The organism is Nonomuraea bangladeshensis (genome assembly GCF_039529455.1).
Classification (GTDB): domain Bacteria; phylum Actinomycetota; class Actinomycetes; order Streptosporangiales; family Streptosporangiaceae; genus Nonomuraea; species Nonomuraea bangladeshensis.
On sequence record NZ_BAAAMV010000010.1, the window covers coordinates 292173 to 311597 of the forward strand.

The following is a 19425-nucleotide window of genomic DNA, read 5'->3' on the forward strand; positions in this document are numbered from 1 at the left end:
TCCCTCTTGGTCGTTCGTTACCCTTCCCTTTATGTCGGCGGGAAGACTCGCCGGCCGCTACTCCCTGCTGCGTCCGCTGGGCGCGGGCGGCATGGGGAAGGTGTGGCTGGCCAGGGACGAGATGCTCGAGCGCGAGGTCGCGGTCAAGGAGCTCACGCTGCCCGAGGGCATGGCGCCCAAGGAGCGGGCCGACTCGGTCAAGCGCGCGGTGCGCGAGGCGCAGGCCACCGCGCGGCTGCGTCACCCCGGCATCGTCGCCCTGCACGACGTGGTGGTCGAGAACGACCGGCCCTGGCTGGTCATGGAGCTGCTGCGGGGCCGCACCCTCGGCGACACCGTCCGCCAGTTCGGGCCCATGCCCGCCGGTCACGCCGCCCGCGTCGGCGCCGAGGTGCTGGAGGCGCTGACGGCCGCGCACGCCCAGGGCATGCAGCACCGCGACGTCAAGCCGGGCAACGTGTTCCTGACCGAGAGCGGCCGGGTCGTGCTCACCGACTTCGGCATCGCCCGCCAGGAGGGCCAGGCCACGCTCACCGAGCAGGGCCTGATGATCGGCTCGCCCGGCTTCATCGCCCCCGAGCGGCTGGAGGGGCTGCCCGGCGGCCCGGCCAGCGACCTGTGGTCCCTCGGCGCCACCCTCTACGTCGCGGTCACCGGCGTGCCCGCCTACGAGGGCTCGGCCGCCCAGCGGGTGCAGGCCACGCTGCTGTCGCCGCCGCCGGTCGCGCCCGGCCCGCTCGGCCCGCTGATCGCCGCCATGATGGCGCACCACCCGGCCGCCCGCCCCGATCCGCGGGTGGTCGTGTCCGCGCTGCGCGAGGTCGCCGCCGGCCGTCCGCTTCCCGAGCTGCCGGCCGCCGCCGACGTCACCGTGCCCGGCCGGGTCGCCAGGCGCGGCCGTACCGTGGTGTGGGTCGCGGCGGGGACGGCGCTCGCGGCCGTGCTGGCCGGCGGCGGCTTCCTCGCCGTACGCGGTCTGGGCGGCGGCGACGACGTGCCCGCGGCGTTCACCGCCCCCATGGACGTGTGCACGCTGCTGGCCTCGGAGGAGGTGGGCCGGCTGCTGCTCACCGCCGCCCCGCCCAAGCCGCAGCCCGGCTCCGACGAGGTCGGCCCCAAGTGCGGCTGGCCGATCTCCGGCACGGGCGTGGGGCTGCAGGTGCAGAAGGACTCCGACACCGTCGACCCGTGGTCGATGACCCAGGCGACGGCCCGCACGCTGTTCCAGAACCAGAAGCGCTACTGGGGCAAGTACACCAGCGTCGACTGGACCTGGCCGGAGATCGGCGTCAGGACCTCCAGGAAGGCCACGCTGACGCCGGTGCGGCAGATCGGCGGGGTCGGCGAGGAGGCGTTCGGCTTCGAGCTGAAGGGGCCCACCGGCCGGGTGCACTCCGCGCACGTCTACTACCGGCTGGCCAACCTCGTGGTCAGCGTCGAGTACTCCACCCTGTCCGACCGGCCCACCGACGAGGACGTCCGGCAGGCGGCGCTGAAGGCAGCGCGGGCGAGCGAGCAGGCGTTGCGCCATGCCGCATGACCTCTACCTGCTGGCCGGCCGCTACCGGCTGATCGAGCGGCTCGGCCAGGGCGGCGCGGGCACCGTGTGGCGGGCCATCGACGAGATGCTCGACCGGCAGGTCGCCGTCAAGCAGGTACGCGTCCCCGACGGCCTCACCCCGCACGCGCGGGCGCAGTTCACCGGCCGGGCCATCCACGAGGCCCGCTCCGCGGGCCGGCTGCGCGACCCGGCGATCGTGCTCGTGCACGACGTCGTGCTGGAGGGCCACCAGCCGTGGATCATCATGGACCTGGTCACCGGCCGCTCGCTCGACCAGCTCGTCAGGGAGCGGGGCCCGCTGCCGCCCGGGACCGTGGCCAGGATCGGGCTGCGGGTGCTGTCGGCGCTGGAGGTCGCGCACGCCCACGGCCTGCTGCACCAGGACGTCAAGCCGGGCAACATCCTGCTCGACGCGGACGGCTCGGCCATGCTCACCGACTTCGGCATCGCGGCCCCCATGGGCGGCCCGGGAGACGTGACGGGCAGCGCGGGCTCGCCCGGCTACATGGCCCCGGAACGCCTCAACGAGCAGCCCTCCGGCCCCGCGTCCGACCTGTGGTCGCTCGGCGCGAGCCTCTACACGGCGGTGGAGGGGCGGGCGCCGTTCGAACGCGACCTGCCCGCCGCGGTGGCGGCGGCGGTGCTGCTGCACGAGCCGCCGTTCCCGGCCAGGGCGGGGCGGCGGCTCGGCGGCCTGCTGATGGCCATGCTCGCCAAGGATCCCGCCGCCCGGCCCACCGCGCCGCAGATCAGGCATGCGCTCACCGCCCTGGCCGACGCCGCCACCGAGCCGCGGGGCCGCCCGCGGTGGCTGCTGCCCGCCGCGCTCGCCGCCGCCGTCGTGCTGCTGGGCGCCGGCGGATGGTACGCCGTCTCTGTTGTGCGCCCGCAGCCCGACACCGGCCGGTACGCCGCCGCGCCCGACCCGTGCACGCTGCTCACCGACGCCCAGGCCGCGGAGCTCATGAAGGTCACACCGGTGCGCAACGCGACCCGGCCGGGGGAGTGCCAGTGGATCGTGCGCGAGGAGCCGGGGCGCACGCTCACCGTACGGGCCTGGGCGGAGAAGCCGGACGGCGACCTCGGCGGGCCGCAGGTGGCGCAGCGGCGCTTCGCCAGCGAGAAGGCCACCAGGGCCGCGGGCAAGGGCCAGGAGGGGCGCGACGTGCGCGGCGGGGTGTCCGAGGTGCCGGGGATCGCGGAGTCGGCCATCCTCCAGAACAGCTTCACGTTCTACATCAACACCAACAAAAGCGGCCGATCCGACAGCGTGCTGCTCTTCCGGACGAGTAACCTGCTCGGCGAAGTGGTGTGGCACCGTGACGACGTCCCGGCGTCGAGAGCGGCGGACAAGGAGACGGCTGTCGCCGCGGCGCGACTGGTGGCCGCGGCCCTGGACAGATGACCCGCGCCGTGACAAACGTCGCAAGCATCGTGCGAGGGGTGTGACTAGCATGTTCTCCCGCAAGTCAGGGCGACCCCAGGAGTCCCAGTGAACCCCGGAAGCGCGTACGAGCCGCCGGCGACCCCGTACCCGTCCGGGGGGCGGGACGACGACCCCGGCGACAACCCGCCACCCGGCTCCCCGAACACCCCGGTCGGGCCTCGGGCCGGGTACGGTCCTCCGCCGGGGTACGGGGCGCAGGGCGGGCCTCAGGTGCCGCAGCGTGGGTCCTACGGTTCACAGGACGGGTCGTATAATCCGCAGGGCTGGCAGCCGATGGGCCCAGGGGCCGGCGTCCCAGGCGGGCCCCCATTCCCGCCCGGCGGGAGCGCCCACCCGGTCCCGCCCCCGCCCGCCATGCCACCGCAAGCCCCTTACGGCTCACCTCAAGGCCCTTACGCCCCTTCCCAGGGGCCGTCCTATGCCTCACCGCCTCAGGACTCATCTCCGCAGGCCCTGTCTTACAGCCCTCAGGGACCGCCCTACGCCTCGCCCACGGACCCGTCTTTTGAGGGCTCGCCTTACAGCCCTCCGCAGGTCCCGTTTCAGGGGCTGGCTCAGGGCGGGCCTCCTCAGGGTCCGTCCTACGGCTCCCCCGAGGGCCCGCCGCCGCAAGGCCCGCCGTCCTACGGACCGCCGCCTCCTGGGATGCCCCCGCAGAACTCTCAGCCGCCGAACTCTCCGTGGCCGGGCCCGCAGTCCCCGAATGCGCAGCCCTGGGACGGGCAACCGAGGAACCAGGAGGCGCCCGGCCCTCAGCCGCCGGCCCCGCACGGGCCGGGCGGGCAGCCGTGGGGTGCTCAGCCGCCTGGACCGTACTCGTCGGGTGAGCAGGCGGTCGGGCCGCAGCCGTCGGGCGGGCAGCCGTGGGGTTCGCCGCAGATGGCGTCCACGGCGCCCATGGTGCCGCAGCCCCCGTCGGTGCCGGGTCCGGGGCGGCGGGCGTGGTTGATGCCAGTGTTGGCCGCCGGCGTGGTGGTGCTGGTGGCGGCCGGGGGTGTGGGCGTGTTCGTGCTCACCTCCGGCGACGCACCCGCGGGCTCGGGGGACGCCGATGGCCGGCCGGCGGCGTCCTCGTCGGCCTCCGCCGCCTCCGGCGCGAAGGGCCCGGACGTGTGCGGCATGCTCCCCAAGGAGGAGGCCGACCGTCTGGTGCCCGGCGCGACCGTCGCCAAGTCCTCCCGCGACGGCGAGTTCACCGTCGACTTCGGCTGCAACTGGGTCAACCGCCGCATCTCGTTCGGCGAGTACTGGCGCAGCAGGGAGATCGACGTCAAGATCGCCCAATACCGCGGCGAGGGCGCCAAGACCGGCCGCAGCCAGGCCCAGAACGCCTACGAGGCGGAGTACCGCGGCGGCAAGTACGCCGCCACCGCCAAGCCGTCCCTGGACCCCGGCGAGAAGGAGTACATCTCCCCGATCAAGGACATCCCCGGCGTCGGCGAAGGCGCGTTCGCCCAGTACACGTGGCGGCGCGACAAGCTCCTGTGGTACTCGTTCGGCACCGCGAACGCCCGCGTCGGCGACTTCACCATCAAGGTGAAGTTCCAGGCCGACCAGCAGAAGAAGGACGCCCAGATCCTGTCGAGCGAGACCCGGCAGTCGATCACCGAGGCGAACGCGCTGCGCGAGGTCAGCGGCCTGGTCGCGTACTTCGCCAAGGGTGTGGCGGCCTGGCAGGCGAAGAACCCGAACGTGCTGGCCAAGGCCGACGAGCCCGCCGTCACCTCCTCGCCCAGCCCGAAGCCGTCTGCCTCGCCGACCGTGCTGGCCGCGTTCCCCGCGTTCTGCACGGCCGTCGGCGCGAAGGCCACCGAGCTGGTGCCGAGCCCCACGACGCGGGCGCGCGGACTGGAGGAGGGCGGCGACAGCCAGACCGAGTGCCGCTGGCTCAACCTGGACCTGCCGGGCGACGACGCGGACACGAAGAAGATCCGCAGCGTGCTGATCACCGTGCACCGTTTCAGCGACCGTACCGGCCAGGCCGACGAGAGCGGCGCCAAGTCCTACTACGCCACCCAGCGCGGCGGCGACAAGAACATGGCGGGCGCGTCCATGGGCGGCATCACCTGGGGCGAACTGGTCGACCGCAAGGACCTGGGCGACCAGGCGTACCAGCAGTTCGTGCAGACCAGGCACAGCGACGTGGCGGCCTCCAGCGGCTCGGTGCTCATGCGCAAGGGCGCGGTGGTCGTACGCGTCGACTACTCCGGCCACCAGCGGCCGAAGGACGCGGCGACGAACTCGCCGAAGGTCCGGCTCATGTCCGAGAAGGAGGCCATGGGCGGGGTGCTGTCGATGGCCAGGGCGTTCATGGCGGAGATGACCAGACAGCCGATCGGGAGCTGAGGCGGCGTTCAGGCGGGGGCGTCGCGCAGGCGTTCGACCCGTACGCCGCGCAGCAGCAGCTCCGCCACCACCGCCGCGGCCACCAGGCTGAGCAGCAGCGCGGCGCCCACGACGAGCGCGACGGGCGCCGCCGCCACGTGGTGCGGCAGCGGCGGCGTCACCGGCGCCACGGCGAACTGCGGGATGCGGCCGAGCGCCGCCCAGGCCGCGAGCAGCCCGGCCGCCAGCCCGGCGAACGTGCCCGCGGCCACCGTGATCACCTGTTCCAGCAGCAGCGCGATCCGCAACGCCGCCACCCTGGCGCCCGCCGCCTCCAGCGCGGCCAGCTCGTAGCCGCGTCTCCTGGCCGCCGTGTGCAGGGCGAGCACGGTCCGCCCGAGCGCGAGCGCGGCGGCGGCGAGCGCGGAGACCAGCAGCAGCAACAGCGCCAGCCCCGGCCCCTGCCCGGCGAAGGACGCGGTCAGCTCCGTCACGCTCCGCCGCGACACCACCGACAGCCCCTGGCGTTCCAGCTCGCGTTCCAGCGCGGCGGTGTCGGACAGCCGGGTCCACACCTGGTGGACGCCCTTCTCGTGCACGCCGTACGCGATCCGGTCGGCCTGCTCCAGATCCATGACGACGCCCGCGTCGGTCAGGCCGGGCCCGGCGGCCGAGGTGACGGCGGCGCGCACCGGCGTGGCGTAGCCGCTGTCCAGGCCCGGCACCGCCTTCCTGCCGACCGGTCCGACGGAGACGGCGGCGGGCTCCGGCGCGTACGTGTCGGGCCGCAGCGTCTGGTTGCCGGTGTCGGTGACGACGAACGAGCCGTCGCGCGCGTCGGGGTCCTCGTCCACCCGCCACGCGGGCAGCTCCAGCGACCGCCATTGGCCCTGGTCGCGTACGGCCATTCCGGCGACGGTCACCCGTACGAACGCGGACTGGGCGTACTCGGGCGGCGGCACCGGCTCCCCGCGGAAGGCGCGCAGCTCGCACGCCGCGCGGGCGCAGGCGGGCGGCAGGTTCCAGGCGCGCGTCCCCGACGTGCCGGACAGCTCGCCGAGCGGGAGCTGCGCGGGCCGCAGCGTGCCCGGCACGCGGAACACCGCCGACAGCCGGATCCGCCAGCCCTCCGGCGGCGGGTCGTGGCGGAGCCGGACACGGAACCGGTCGCCGCGCACCCACACGCGCAGTGTACGCGGCCCCTCCAGCGCCGTGGCGGCCTGCTCCAGCGACGTGCCCCCGGCCAGCTCGGGACGCCAGGCCGCGCCGATCGCGGCCAGCCGCGCCGGGTCGGTGGCGACCAGCTGCGGCGGCCCCGGCACCGTGATCACGGGCGCGGCGGTCCGGCCGCCGGGGTCGGCGGCGGCCACGGCGGCGATCAGCTCGCGCGGCTCGACCGGCCGCACGGTGATCGCGGTGGCCGCCCCGTTGTGGAACCTGGCAGTCTCCGCGTAGTCGCCCGACGTGGCGCTCCACGCCGACACCGCGAACGTGGCCAGCCCGAACGCGGCCCCCAGCACCACCACGCTGCCCGCCGTGACCGGCCCCCGCGCCACCTGCCGCAGCGCCAGGAACGGCCCGAGCCCGCCCCGCCTGCGGGTCACCGCGAACAGCCGCCGGGTGAGCACCGGCAGCGCCCGACCGGCCAGCAGCGCCACGCCGAGCGCGATCAGCCCCGGCACCGCCATCGCGCTCGAACCGCGTCCCGAGACGTCGGTGAGCACGCCGGCGGCCAGCAGCTCGACCAGCCCCAGCGCGGTGATCGCCAGGACCACGGCGTCCAGCACCCAGCCGCGCGCCGAGCGGCGCGGGGTGCGCCGCCACTCCTCGGTGACCGGCCGGGTGGCCACCCGCCAGGCGACCGGCCCGGCGGCCAGCAGCCCGCCCAGCATGGCCGCCACCCCGGCCAGCGCGGCCGTGAGCGGGAAGGCCACGGGGATGCCGGGCGGCAGCAGCGCGCGGATCATCGCGCCCGCGGCGACGTGCCCGGCGAACAGCCCGAGCGGCACCGCGGCGGCCAGCAGCAGCAGCGGCTCGGCCAGCGCGAACAGCCACACCCGCGTCCGGCGCAGGCCGCGCAGCCGGGCCAGCGCGATCTCCGGCCCGCGGGCGCGTACGAGGTCGCCGACGGTCTGGAAGAGCAGCATCCAGCCGAGCGCGACGAGCTGGGCGATCACCAGGAGCGTCGGGACGCCGAGCGCGTCGGCGTTGGCGGTCATGACCTTGAGCGTGTCGGCCAGCCGGGAGTAGACGATGACCCGGCTGTCGCGGCCCGCCGCCTCGGCCGCGGCCTGCATGGCGCTCAGCCGGTCGAGGTCGGCGCCGTCGAGGCGGGCGGGGTCGATGCCGATGACCGCGTAGTCGGTCCAGCCGCCCGGCGCGTCGGCGGAGCCGACGGTGACGCCGGAGCTGACGATGTACGTGTCGAGCCGCGTCTCCGGCACCGTGAACAGGGCGTCGGCCTTGTCCGAGCTCGGCTCGCCGGTGGGGGAGAACAGCGTCCGGCCGAACCAGAACGGGTCGGCCGCCGAGCCGGGCCGGTAGAGCCCGACCACGGTCAGCGGCGCTGACTCGCGCCCCGTGGTGCCGGAGCCGGTCTGCATGACCGTCGTCAGCTCGACGATCTCGCCCACTTCGAACCCGGTCGCCTGGCTCGCCATCACCTCGCCGCCGGCGCGCGGGCAGCGGCCCTCGGCGAGCGTCAGGTGCGCGCACTGCCCGTCCTGCCACACCAGCGAGAACGCCCGTTCGTCGTCGCGCCGGCCGCTGGTGAGCTCCAGGCCGTAGATCGGCTTGGTGGTGAAGTCCGCGCCCGCCGTGAACGCCGCCACCTTGGCCTCGATGTCGCCCTCGGTGGTGGTGTAGCGCCAGCCGCGGCCCTCGACCGGGGCCGCCGCGAGCGCCTCCCGGGCGATGGTGGTGCGGGCGGCGGCGGCGTAGATCGGCCCGACGGCCGCCGAGGCGATCGGGACGATCGCGATGAGCAGCACGACCAGAGAGAGCGTGCGGCGTTCCCAGAGACCGCGCAGGATCACGGTTCGGCCCTCCGCAGCGCGATGCCGTCCTCCAGCTCCTCGATCCTGGCCATGGAGCCGGGCGGCAGCAGATGGTGGTATTCGGGCGGCACCTGCACGGCGCCCTCCCTGCCGACGACCACGAAGTCCTCGCCGCGCCGGCCCTCCGCCCCGACCCGGCCGTCCCTGATCGTCACCGTACGGTCCAGCGCCTCGCCCACGGCCGGGTCGTGGGTGACCACGACGGCGGTCGTGCCGTCACCGGCGGCGTCACGGACGAGCTCGATCACCCGCCGCCCGGACTCCTCGTCGAGCTGGCTGGTGGGCTCGTCGGCGAGCAGCAGCCTGGGGGCGTTGGCCAGCGCCACGGCCAGCGCGAGGCGCTGCTGCTCACCGCCCGACATCCGGCCCGCCGGGCGGTCGGTCGCGTCCGCCAGGCCGACCCGGGCCAGCAGCTCGCGCGCCCGCCGCCGGTCCCGGCGTACGGCGCGCTGGGCGAAGGCGATGTTCTGGGCGGCGGACAGGTGGCCGATGAGGTTGCGCGCCGGGTTCTGCAGCACCATGCCGATGTGCGTGGCCCGCAGCCGGTCCAGCCTGCGCTGGTCGAGCCGGCCGAGGTCCGCGCCGTCCAGCCACAGGCGGCCCGCGCTCGGCCGCAGCAGCCCGGCCAGCAGCCACAGCAGGGTTGACTTGCCCGCGCCTGACGGCCCGAGCAGCGCGACCGTCTCGCCCGCGCCGATGGTCAGGTCGACGTCGCGGAGCGCGACGACCTCGACGTCCTGCGCCCGGTAGATCTGTACGACGCCGTCGCACCTGACGAGGCTCACCGGCCCCTCCTCGCCCGCCTGGAGGCGGCCAGCGACCGCAGCTCGATCACCCGGTCGCAGCGCTCGGCCACCTCCGGGTCGTGGGTGGCCAGCACCACCGTGGTGCCCTGCGCCGCGATGGCGAGCAGCTCGTCCAGGACGAGGGCGCGGTGCGTGGCGTCCTGCTCGGCCGTGGGCTCGTCGGCCAGCAGCACCCGGGGCCGCAGCGCCAGCGCCCGCGCCACCGCCACCCGCTGCTGCTGGCCTCCGGACAGCTCCTCGACCAGGTGGTCGGCGAACCGCGCCACCCGCAGCCGGTCCAGCGCCTCCGCCGCCAGCCGCATCGCCTCGCGCGGGGGCCGGCCCGCCGCCCGCAGCGCGACCTCGACGTTCTCGGCCGCCGTGAGCAGGCTCAGCAGCCCGTACGACTGGAAGACCAGCGCCAGCCCGGCGCGCAGCTCCGGCTGCTCGTCCAAGGGGACGCCGCCGGCCAGCACCCGGCCCGCGGCGGGCGGCAGCAGCCCGGCCAGCGTGGTGAGCAGCGTCGTCTTCCCGGAGCCTGACGGACCCATGAGCGCCACGCGCTCGCCCGGCTCGAACTCCAGGGTGAGATCCTCGATGATCGTACGCCCGCCGGCCCGGCAGCTCAGTGTGCGGCAGGCGAGCGCGGGTCCTGGCGACACCCGCGGATCATCTCTTGACCAGTGATCTCCGTCAACGGTTAATACGGCTGCAACTCGGTTGCAAGTGGGCCAAATACTGTTATGTCTGCAAGCACTTGAGCCGCGGGACCTGATTTGTCCAACACAGGGGCATGGACAAAACAACGAGGTCACGCGGCTCTCCCTTTTCTCCTGCGGTACGGGCTCGCGCGGCGGCAGGCTGTGCCGGCTCACCTGGGCTCGGTGCCGGCCCACTTGGCGCTCGACCCGTCAACCGGTCCGGCGGCCCGCTTGTTCACCCATCCGCCGGCCTGCTCGGTGGCCCGTCTGCCGGCCTTACCAGGAACGGCTCCAGCAGGTCCGGGGCCGCCCGCGCGGCAAGCTCCAGCCCGTCGCCGCGGCCCACGTCCAGGACCTCGTAGTGGCCGTCACCCGCGGCGGTGGTGGCCGAGACCGTCACCAGGCCGGCCCGCCGCTGGAAGAACGATTCGGTGATCGTCCAGCCCGAGATGCCCGCCCGCTCCAGCGCGACCGTACGCCGGACCACCGCCCCGTGGCGGGTCACCAGATGCCGCCCGGCGAGGGCGTGCCCGAGACTCCGCGCCCCCGTCACGGCGCCCCACCAAGCCACTGGCGCCGCCACCGCCGGCACCGCCCACACCCAGGCCCGCATCCAGGGCTGCGGCCACGGCACCCACCAGGACACCACCCCTGCGACGGCGGCGAGCACCACCACGACCACGACCGCGCGCACGACCCGCCGCCGCTGTGCCGCGGGCGGATGCCGTACCAGGCCGGCCCCCGCATCCGTGCCGGCGTTCCCCCTCGCGACGGCGTCGGCCAGGCGCCAGGCCAGAGGGCGAGGAAGTGGTGGGGTGAGCGCGCCGACGTCCTCGCTCTCGCTGTCGGCGGCCTTGCCGAGTCCGGTGGCGATCGCCTTGACGCGTGCCCCGCCGCCCAGCCGGAGCAGCAGCGGTTCGCTGACCTCCACCCCGCGCAGCCGCCGCTCCTCCAGCGTCAGCGAGCGGGTGGTGAGCAGGCCGCGTCGCAGCCGGAGCCGTCCCGGCTCGCGATCCAGCCGGTAGCGCCCCCACGACTCGGCGAACAGCAGCACCGCCCCGAGCGCTCCCACGGCGACGTTGGCGGTGAGCAGCAGAACGACGGCGGGCAGCGGATGATCGGCCACCCAGTCCCACACCGGCCCGGCCGCCTGTTCGGCCAGGTCCTCCAGCCCCAGCCGCTCCGCCGCCTGGTAGGCCACGCCCAGCACCGCCGCCGCCCCGGCGAAGGTCCACACCGTCAGCGGCGCGTACCGGATCCACGACCACCGCAGCTCGGCCAGCGGCGCGTCGCGATCCACCCCGTCGCCGGACTGCTCGTCCGCCGCCGTGCCGCGCAGCAGCGTACGGCGCAGCGTCTCGGCGTCGTGCCTGGTCAGCGGGTCCAGCGTCAGCTCGTCGCCGTCGGCCACGCGCTCGCCGGTGCCGACCTTGACCACGGTCAGCCCCAGCAGCCGCAGCACCGGGTCGGCCCGCAGGTCCACGCTCCGCACCCGGTCGCGCGGGATCGCGCGGGCGCGCCGCACCGCGATGCCGGATCGCAGCTCCAGCCGCTCGCCGGTCAGCCGCCAGCGCGTGGACCTGAGCCGGGCCACGTCGTACGCCGCCACGCCTCCCACGATGAGCACCGCCGCCGCCGCGCACGCCGTGACCAGCCCCCAGGTCGGCCACCCGGCGCCGGTGAACAGGCGCACCAGCCCGATGACGGCGGGCGCCACGAGCGCCAGCGACTTCACCGCCGACGCCACGACCGACCGCCCGGCCGGCGCCCGCCAGCCGCCTTCCTCCGCCGACCGCCCGGCCTCGGCGGCCGTGCCTCCAGTCGCCGTGTGCGCGTGGGCGTCGTCCCCAGCGTGGCCGGTCGCCGTCTGCGCTTTGGTCTCGTACACGGAGTGCTCTGGGGGCAGTTGCCTCCTGGGCTGGTCCGGGGCGGTCATGTCGCGTCTCCGGGAGTGGCCTGGGTGCGGGCGGTCAGGCGTTCGGCCAGGTCGGCGGCGAGCTGGTGGTCGAGAGCCGCGATGGTGATCGCGCCCGCCGACGAGGCCGTGGTCACCGTCACGTCGGCCAGCCCGAACAACCGCTGCACCGGCCCCCGCGCGGTGTCGATCCGCTGGATGCGTGACATGGGCGCCACCTGCCAGGTGTGCGTCAGCCATCCCTTGCGCGTGTAGACGGCGTCGTCGGTGACCTCCCACCGCTCGACCCGGTAGTACGCCCGTGGCGCGGCGACCGCCAGCGCCAGGCAGCCCGCCCCGAACGCCGCCACGACGAGCCCCAGCCACACCGGCCGGTCGGTGAACGTCCAGTAGGCCCAGCCCGCCGCCGCGGCCACCGGCACCATGAGGATCAGCCACTGCACCGTCCACCACGCGACCGCTCGCGGATCGGCCCGGTTGCGCGGCGGGCGTATCGACGTCCCTGTCACCTGCCCTCCTCCTCCTGCGTACGTGACACCGTGTCCGCGACGGCGAGCAGCACGAAGCCGAGCACGCCGATCACGATGGCCGCGAACACCTCGTGCCCCCGCAGGAACCCCAGATGATTGGCCACGAGCAGCCGCTCGGTCCACGGCCACAGGCCGAGCAGCGAGTTGCCCAGGCCGGCCACGCCCTGGAGGAGCAGCAGCCAGCCGAGCACCGTCAGCACCGTTTTCACGGGACCAAGGCTCGCCCGCCGGCCGCCCGGCCCGCATCGTCCGCAGGTCTCGCACGGCATCGACTTTGGTCGCTATCGGTGCGACCTCGGCAGGGCCTAACCTCGATGAACGTGAGCGACGTGCGGGTGGAGGACGGGCCGGTGCCCGAGTACCGATGGGTGCTGCCCTCGGTGCTGCTCGGCGACGGCAACGAGGGCCGACCGGTGCGCCGCTCCACCCGCGACTGGATCGTGGACATCGCGATCTTCCTGGTCGCCTGTGGCATCACGCTGCTCAGCCTGCCCGAGGTGCAGGACGAGCCGGAGCCGCTCCTGCTCACCGAGCAGATCGTGGGCGCGCTGTCGTGCGTGTCGGTGTGGCTGCGCCGCCGCTGGCCGGTGGGTCTCGCGCTGGTCATGCTGGTGCTCTCGACCTTCCTGGAGCTGGCCGGCGGTGCGGGGCTGGTGGCGCTGTTCACCGTGGCGGTGCACCGGCCGTTCAAGGTCTCCGGGCCGATCATGCTGCTCCACCTCCTGACGATCCCGCCGTACATGTGGATCAGGCCGCAGGACGACATGGAGCCGCTGGAGTGGGGCGTCCTGCTGTCGGCCCTGCTGCTGACCGTCTGCGCCTGGGGCATCGTGGTGCGGGCCAGGCGCCAGCTCATCTGGTCGCTGCGCCAGCGCGCCGCGAGCGCCGCCGAGGAGGCCAAACGGCTCGAACGCGAGCGCATCGCCAGGGAGATGCACGACGTGCTCGCCCACCGCATCTCCATGCTCAGCCTGCACGCCGGCGCGCTGGAGTTCCGGCCGGACGCGCCCGCCGCGGACATCGCCCGTGCGGCCGGGGCGATCCGAACCAACGCCCACCTCGCCCTGCAGGACCTGCGCCAGGTGATCGGCGTGCTGCGCCATCCCGGCTCGGAGGGCGGCGACGACCAGGTGCCCGACCGGCCGCAGCCCACGCTCGCCGACCTGCCGTCGCTGGTCGAGGAGTGCCGCCAGGCCGGCATGGACGTACGGCTGGAGCAGCGGGCGGGCGACGCGCCGGACGGGCTGGGCCGCAACGTCTACCGCATCGTGCAGGAGGCGCTCACCAACGCGCGCAAGCACGCCGCCGGGCAGCCGGTCACCGTGACCGTTGCCGGTGCCCCGGGCTCGGAGCTGTCGGCGGAGGTCCGCAACCCGCTCGGCGCCCGCCAACTGCCTCGCATCCCGGGGGCGCGCGCAGGGCTCATCGGGCTAGCCGAACGGGCGGAGCTGGCCGGCGGCCGGTTGGAGCACGGCCCGACGCCGGAGGGGGAGTTCGTGGTGCGCGCCCGGCTGCCATGGCCAGAAGAGGCGGCGGGGGAGACGGCAGGTCGGGCGACGGAAAAGGCGGCGGTGGGGGAGACGGCAGGTCGAGCGGTGGAAGAGACGGCGGCGGGGGCGGCCGGGCACGTGGAGCGGGTGGGGGCGGGGGAGGGGCATTGATCAAGGTGCTCGTGGTCGACGACGACGCGATGGTGCGTGCCGGTCTGTCGATGATCCTGGGCGGTGCCGGTGACATCGCCATCGTGGGCGAGGCCGCGGACGGGGCGGAGGTGCCGCCGCTGGTCGCCGAGCACCGGCCGGACGTGGTGCTCATGGACATCCGCATGCCGGCCGTGGACGGCCTCACCGCCACCGAGGCGCTGCGGGCGACGGCGGCGCCGCCCGAGGTGGTGGTGCTGACCACGTTCCACGCCGACGCGCAGGTGCTGCGGGCGTTGCGGGCGGGGGCGGCCGGGTTCCTGCTCAAGGACATCGCCCCCGCCGACCTGGTGCAGGCGATCAGGAAGGTCGCGGCGGGCGAGCCGATCCTGTCGCCCGCCGTGACGCGGCAGCTCATCACGCACGTCTCCGACGGCGGCGCGGGGGAGCGCACCGCACGGGCCCGGCGGCTGCTCGCCCGGCTCAGCGAGCGCGAACGGGAGGTGGCGATGGCCGTGGGGCAGGGCCGTTCCAACGCCGAGATCGCGAGCGAGCTGTACATGAGCGTGCCCACGGTCAAGGCGCACGTCTCGCGCATCCTCACCAAGCTGGCACTCAACAACCGGGTCCAGGTGGCGCTGCTGGTCTACGACGCGGCGGCCTGACCCGGCCGGTGGGCCGGGTCAGGTGGTGAGGAGTTGTTCGATCGTCGCCCGGTGCAGGACGAGGTCGTCGGGGTCGTCCGGGTCGGGCTGCTCGCCGAAGTGGACCCTGCGCTGCCAGATCCTGGCCATGATGATGCCGTGGCGCAGGGCCGCGTACATCTCGTAGAAACCCATGTCGCGCGGCTCGTGGCCGGTCAGTTCGCGGTAGGTGCGGCAGACGTCCTCGGTGCGCATGAAGGCCGGCATGCCGGGCAGGCCCATGGCGACGGTGAGGTCCTGGAAGAAACGGTGCAGGAAGATCATCCAGGAGAGGTCCAGCTCGCGCGGCCCCACCGCGGCCATCTCCCAGTCGAGCACCGCGACCGGCACGAAGTCCCTGAACATCAGGTTGCCGATGCGGGCGTCGCCCCAGAGCAGCACGTCCGGGCCGGGCTGTTCCGGCCAGTGCGCCTCCAGCCAGGCGAAGGCCCGTTCCAGCAGCGGGATGGGACGTTTGCCGTGCGCCCACCGGTAGTAGGCGTACTGGGCGTCCACGTGCGCGCGCAGGCCCGGCGGCCCGAAAAGGGCCAGCTCGTCCGGGGTGAACGGGGTCCGGTGCAGCGCGGCCACGACGCCCACGCTGGCCTCCTGCAGCCGGCGCTGGTCCTCGGGGGCGGCCTCGCACAGCCAGCCGCCGAACGTGTACGGCAGCACGTCCGGCGGCACCAGCCCCTCGGCCCGCTCCATGACGAAGAACGGGGAGCCGAGCGGCGCGGGGTCCGGCTCGAACCAGAGCGTCCTGGGCGCTGGAATCCCAGCTTTTTCCCTGGCCAAACGCATGATCTCGAACTGCGACCGCAGATCGTAGTCGGGAAAGACCGGAACCGCTTCTCCCGCAGGTGCCAGCCGTGCCACGCAGCGCGTACGCCGCCCCTCCCAGGTCGCGGTGAAGAACAGGGTCTCGCTCGACATGCCGTTGTCGGTGGGGCGCTCCAGCTCCGACACGGAGGCGTCCCCGCCGACCCTGCCGCGCAGCCACGCGGTCACCTGTTCGCGGAGTTCGTGGAGGTCACGGGTGGAAGTACGCATCTGCTCCGTCACGGTCGGCCTCCCGGGTGCACACCTGCCGTTCACCTGTCGTACACCCCCGACCAAGCGCTCGTCCATACACAGGCGGCCGTTACGGTCAGGTACGCGGCAGCCGTACCCTTGTCTGAAAGGGCATGTCACGAAGGGACAAGTGGGATGAGTTCAGCGGGTGAAGGCTTGTCTCGCCCGCTCCCCGAGCAGGTACGGCTCAACGTCGTGGACCTGGCGGCCACCGTTCTCGGGACACTTCCCGCTGTCTCCATCCCGCCGCCGCTGCGCGGGATCGCCAAGTTCGAGGCGCGCAAGAGGGCCAAACTGGGCAGCGCGCCCATCGCCGCGCAGCTGGAGAACGACAAGAAGTTCCGCGAGCTGGTCGCCGAGTCGGTGGCCGCCGGCTGGCCCGAGCTGGTCGCCTCGCTGGCCGACGGCCAGATCCCGCCCGCGGCCGACCCCGTGCTGGTGGCCGCGGCCGCCTACCTCACCCGGCCCCCCGGCTGGGAGGAGATGATCGAGCTCGCCCGGAGCGATCTCCAGCAGTCCGCCGCGGCGGCCGAGGGCTCCGAGCGCGAGGAGGTGGTCTCCCGGCTGCGCGAGCAGCTCGCGGCGCAGAAGAGCGCCGCCAAGGAGGAGGCCGACCGGCTGCGCGAGCAGCTCAAGGCCGCCCGCGCCGAGAACTCCGACCTGCGGCGCAAGCTCCACGACGCCCGCGAGCGGGCCAAGGCCGCGCTCGCCAGGACCGAGGAGATGGAGCGCGTGGCCGAGGAGGCCCGCACCGCCGCCGTGGCCGCGGGCAGCGCGGGCGAGTCCGAGCTGCGGCGGCTGCGCGAGCGGCTGGCCGACGTCGAGAAGCAGCTGGAAGCCTCGCGCCGGGCCGCCCGCGAGGGCCGCAGCCTGGAGGACGCCCGCATCCGGGTGCTGCTCGACGCCCTGCAGGACGCCTCGGCCGGGCTGCGCAGGGAGCTCGGCCTGCCGGCCACCATCAGCCGGCCCGCCGACTCGGTCGCGGCCCACCCCGGTGAGCGGCCGGGCGTGCGCGGCGTGCCCGCGCGGGCGCTGGCCGACGACGACCCGCAGCTGCTCGACCAGCTCCTCGCGATCCCGCAGATCCACCTCATCATCGACGGCTACAACGTCACCAAGACCGGCTACGGCACGCTCACCCTGGCCGACCAGCGCAACCGCCTCATGACCAACCTCGGCGGGCTGGCCGCGCAGACCAGGGTCGAGGTGACCGTCGTCTTCGACGGGGCCGAGCTCAACGCCCCCGTGCAGGTCGTCGCGCCGCGCGGGGTGCGGGTGCTCTTCAGCGACCCCGGGGAGATCGCCGACGACCTCATCCGGCAGCTCGTCCGGGTCGAGCCGCCGGGGCGGGCCATCGCCGTCGTGTCCTCCGACCGCGAGGTGGCCGAATCGGTGCGGCGGATGGGAGCCAGACCGGTTCCGTCTGCTCTGCTGTTGCGCCGGCTTGGTCGCGCCTAGATTACGAATTTGAGGTTTTACCCGTTGAGGTGAGACCTCACCCGCCACTTCTGTACTATTCGCCCCAGATGTTTACCCTGGGAGGCGACGCAGTGAGGTTTGGCCGGGTACCGGTGGCCGCGGGGATCGCGTTCGGACTGGTGCTTACCCCCACCGGGGCCGCGATCGCCGATCCCAAACCCACGCTCGCTCAGGCCAAGGCCAAGCTGGAGAAGCTCAACGACAAGGCGGACAAGGTCGTCGACCGCTACAACACGGCCACGGAGCGGTACAAGAAGGCGAAGTCCAGCTACACGGACCTCGACAACAGCTACAAGCGCAAGCTGGCCACCGTCGCCGACCTGCGCGCCCAGGTGATCGGCATGGCCGTCGACAGCTACCAGCTCGGCGGCGACGTCACGTCCCTGCCGGGCTTCCTCGGCGCCGACAACCCCGACGACTTCCTCGCCCGCCTCGCGCTGACCGGCCAGATCTCCAAGGAACGGGCCGAGAAGCTGAGCGCCTTCGACCGGGAGAACCGCGGGCTCAAGACCGAGCGGGACAAGGCGGAGAAGGCCCTGGAGACGGCCGACAAGGAGCGCGGCGGGGTCCAGAAGGAACGCGCGGAGATCCTCAAGCTGATCGCCCAGCAGAAGAAGCTGCTGGAGAAGCTGAACGCCTACAACCCGGGCAACCCCAACAGCACCGGCATGAAGTACACCGGCTCCGCGTCGGGCAACGCGGCCTCGGTGCTGCGCTTCGCCTACGCGCAGATCGGCAAGCCGTACGTGTTCGGCGGGACGGGCCCGGGCGGCTACGACTGCTCCGGCCTGACGCAGGCGGCCTGGCGGGCCGCGGGGGTCTCGCTGCCGCGTACGACGTGGCAGCAGTGGGCCTGGGGGGCGAACCGCCGGGTGAGCCTGGACGCGCTGCAGCCCGGGGACCTCATCTTCAGCGAAGGACTGGGGCACGTCAGTATCTACGCGGGCAACGGGCAGATCGTTCACGCGCCGCAGACGGGCGACGTCGTGAAGGTCGTCAAGCTGTCGGCCTACGGGCGGCGGCTCGTGGGCGCCATCCGTCCCTGAGGCCCGTCCGTACGTCCTCCCGCGCCGGCGGCGCGGTGCCCTGTTATCGCAGTGAAAACTGTGACGAAAGTGACAAATCGCCCCTTACTGGGCCCTGTCCCGAGAAGTGTGAGTATGGTCACATTCCGGTAACGGAGCCCGGTCGCCGAGCAGGAGTTTCGATCCTGACTCGGCCCCTTGTCTGATCTTGACAAGCCGCCGTCCGCTTTGCCGATTCGTGAGGTGTCGGCGTAGCTTCTGGCGTCGCGGTGACACGCCATGTCGCCCGCAGAATCCGCCGGTCGCCTCCCGTACATCCCCATGAGAAAAACCTCGACGGGGCGGCGACCTGCCGAATCCGTGCAGCCAGGAGGCACGGAGCCGGGGAACCACCGATCCCCCTCCCTAGGGGATCAGGGGTGAATCGGCGCTGTTCGCACGCGCCGTAGGGCTACTTCCAGGCCCGAATCCGTCAGCTAACCCGGTAGGCGTTCGTGGAAGTCTCAAGGAGAAATCCTGTCTACCTCCCCGCTTAACCCCCGTCTGTCCCGTCTTGCCCTGAGTGGCGCGGCGCTCACCATGACCGTGACGGCCGGAGGTGTGGTCCTCCACGCCCCGGCGGCTCAGGCGGCGACCGCGAGCGACGCGGCCACGACCTCCACGACCTCGGTGCAGACCAGCACGAAGTCGTCGAAGTCCGCCAAGGCCGTCAAGACCGCCAGGTCGGCCAAGGCACGCAAGGTCGCTCGGCAGCAGGCGAAGGCTCACCGGGCCGTCGCCGTGGCCAAGAACCAGATCGGGGACCCGTACCGCTACGGCGGCACCGGCCCCGGCTCGTTCGACTGCTCCGGACTCGTCCAGTACGCCTGGAAGAAGGCCGGAATCAGGCTCCCGCGCGTGGCGAGCAGCCAGTTCGCCCGCACCCGGACGAAGGTCTCCTGGAAGAAGCTCAAGCCAGGCGACCTGATGTTCTTCAACGGGCTCGGCCACGTAGGCATGTACGTCGGCAAGGGCAAGATGATCCACTCGCCCAGGACCGGCGAACGGGTACGTATCGACAAGCTGAGCGGATGGCGCAAATCGTCGTTCGTCGGCGCGGTCCGTCCCGGTATGTGACCACAGCCCCGCCCCGATCCCCGTACGGGATCGGGCGGGGCTGTCGCCTTTTCCCACCCCGGGCACCCGTCCGGCCCGGCTACCATCGGGC

At 73.6% G+C, this 19425-nt stretch carries 16 protein-coding genes and 1 riboswitch; of the genes, 8 read left to right on the forward strand and 8 right to left on the reverse strand.

The features are described from left to right. Positions 1-31: 31 nt before the first annotated feature. Positions 32-1540, forward strand: a complete 1509-nt coding sequence (locus ABD292_RS33980) for a protein kinase domain-containing protein (protein WP_344214631.1) — start codon at positions 32-34, stop codon at positions 1538-1540. Next, positions 1530-2966 (forward strand): serine/threonine-protein kinase, encoded by a 1437-nt coding sequence (locus ABD292_RS33985; RefSeq protein ID WP_344214633.1) that lies wholly within the window; start codon positions 1530-1532, stop codon positions 2964-2966. Before ABD292_RS33980 ends, ABD292_RS33985 begins: the two co-directional genes overlap by 11 nt. An 839-nt stretch (positions 2967-3805) precedes the next feature. Here ABD292_RS33985 and ABD292_RS33990 read toward each other — a convergent pair. After that, positions 3806-4024 (reverse strand): hypothetical protein, encoded by a 219-nt coding sequence (locus ABD292_RS33990; RefSeq protein WP_344214635.1) that lies wholly within the window; start codon positions 4022-4024, stop codon positions 3806-3808. On the opposite strand from ABD292_RS33990, the gene ABD292_RS33995 reads away from it, so the two are divergent. Continuing rightward, complete coding sequence (locus ABD292_RS33995) at positions 4011-5354, forward strand: hypothetical protein (RefSeq protein WP_344214637.1); 1344 nt, start codon at positions 4011-4013, stop codon at positions 5352-5354. The two genes, ABD292_RS33990 and ABD292_RS33995, sit on opposite strands and share 14 nt — an antisense overlap. Positions 5355-5362: 8 nt before the next feature. Here ABD292_RS33995 and ABD292_RS34000 read toward each other — a convergent pair whose 3' ends face one another. The 6 genes from ABD292_RS34000 to ABD292_RS34025 form a co-directional block, all read right to left on the reverse strand. Next, entirely contained in the window at positions 5363-8368 is a 3006-nt protein-coding gene (locus ABD292_RS34000) for an FtsX-like permease family protein (protein ID WP_344214639.1), read from the reverse strand. After that, positions 8365-9174: an ABC transporter ATP-binding protein gene (locus ABD292_RS34005; protein ID WP_344214641.1), complete on the reverse strand. Its 810-nt coding sequence runs from the start codon at positions 9172-9174 to the stop codon at positions 8365-8367. Before ABD292_RS34005 ends, ABD292_RS34000 begins: the two co-directional genes overlap by 4 nt. Then, the gene (locus ABD292_RS34010) at positions 9171-9836 is read right to left on the reverse strand and encodes an ATP-binding cassette domain-containing protein (protein ID WP_344214643.1); all 666 of its coding nucleotides are present in this window, start codon (positions 9834-9836) and stop codon (positions 9171-9173) included. The genes ABD292_RS34005 and ABD292_RS34010 overlap by 4 nt, the downstream gene beginning before the upstream one ends. Before the next feature lie 274 nt (positions 9837-10110). After that, positions 10111-11811 carry a PH domain-containing protein gene (locus tag ABD292_RS34015; RefSeq protein WP_344214645.1) on the reverse strand — a complete coding sequence of 567 codons (1701 nt, stop codon included), beginning with the start codon at positions 11809-11811 and terminating at the stop codon, positions 10111-10113. Then, entirely contained in the window at positions 11808-12299 is a 492-nt protein-coding gene (locus ABD292_RS34020) for a PH domain-containing protein (protein ID WP_344214647.1), read from the reverse strand. Before ABD292_RS34020 ends, ABD292_RS34015 begins: the two co-directional genes overlap by 4 nt. Continuing rightward, positions 12296-12529: a hypothetical protein gene (locus tag ABD292_RS34025; protein ID WP_344214648.1), complete on the reverse strand. Its 234-nt coding sequence runs from the start codon at positions 12527-12529 to the stop codon at positions 12296-12298. The genes ABD292_RS34020 and ABD292_RS34025 overlap by 4 nt, the downstream gene beginning before the upstream one ends. Before the next feature lie 111 nt (positions 12530-12640). Here ABD292_RS34025 and ABD292_RS34030 point away from each other — a divergent pair, with 111 nt between their 5' ends. Together ABD292_RS34030 and ABD292_RS34035 are read left to right on the forward strand one after the other, a co-directional pair. After that, positions 12641-13981: a sensor histidine kinase gene (locus tag ABD292_RS34030; protein WP_344214650.1), complete on the forward strand. Its 1341-nt coding sequence runs from the start codon at positions 12641-12643 to the stop codon at positions 13979-13981. Continuing rightward, entirely contained in the window at positions 13978-14625 is a 648-nt protein-coding gene (locus ABD292_RS34035; RefSeq protein WP_344214652.1) for a response regulator, read from the forward strand. Before ABD292_RS34030 ends, ABD292_RS34035 begins: the two co-directional genes overlap by 4 nt. A gap of 18 nt (positions 14626-14643) precedes the next feature. Here the strand turns inward: ABD292_RS34035 and ABD292_RS34040 are convergent, their stop codons facing one another. Further along, positions 14644-15705, reverse strand: a complete 1062-nt coding sequence (locus ABD292_RS34040; protein ID WP_344214654.1) for a phosphotransferase family protein — start codon at positions 15703-15705, stop codon at positions 14644-14646. Between the two features lie 144 nt (positions 15706-15849). Between ABD292_RS34040 and ABD292_RS34045 the strand changes: the two genes are divergently transcribed. The 3 genes from ABD292_RS34045 to ABD292_RS34055 all read left to right on the forward strand — a co-directional run bounded on the left by ABD292_RS34045 (position 15850) and on the right by ABD292_RS34055 (position 19334). Further along, positions 15850-17172, forward strand: a complete 1323-nt coding sequence (locus ABD292_RS34045; protein ID WP_371250309.1) for an NYN domain-containing protein — start codon at positions 15850-15852, stop codon at positions 17170-17172. Between the two features lie 140 nt (positions 17173-17312). Continuing rightward, complete coding sequence (locus tag ABD292_RS34050) at positions 17313-18239, forward strand: C40 family peptidase (RefSeq protein ID WP_344214657.1); 927 nt, start codon at positions 17313-17315, stop codon at positions 18237-18239. 319 nt (positions 18240-18558) lie between these two features. After that, positions 18559-18724, forward strand: a riboswitch (cyclic di-AMP (ydaO/yuaA leader). A 73-nt stretch (positions 18725-18797) separates the two neighbouring features. Beyond that, positions 18798-19334 (forward strand): C40 family peptidase, encoded by a 537-nt coding sequence (locus ABD292_RS34055; RefSeq protein WP_344214659.1) that lies wholly within the window; start codon positions 18798-18800, stop codon positions 19332-19334. The last annotated feature ends 91 nt before the right edge of the window (positions 19335-19425 follow it).

Bases quoted from the DNA above. Each gene is read 5' to 3' on its own strand.
- ABD292_RS33980 (WP_344214631.1), top strand. From the start codon at position 32: ATGTCGGCGGGAAGACTCGCCGGCCGCTACTCCCTGCTGCGTCCGCTG.
- ABD292_RS33985 (WP_344214633.1), top strand. From the start codon at position 1,530: ATGCCGCATGACCTCTACCTGCTGGCCGGCCGCTACCGGCTGATCGAG.
- ABD292_RS34015 (WP_344214645.1), bottom strand. From the start codon at position 11,811: ATGACCGCCCCGGACCAGCCCAGGAGGCAACTGCCCCCAGAGCACTCC.
- ABD292_RS34045 (WP_371250309.1), top strand. From the start codon at position 15,850: ATGAGTTCAGCGGGTGAAGGCTTGTCTCGCCCGCTCCCCGAGCAGGTA.
- ABD292_RS34055 (WP_344214659.1), top strand. From the start codon at position 18,798: ATGACCGTGACGGCCGGAGGTGTGGTCCTCCACGCCCCGGCGGCTCAG.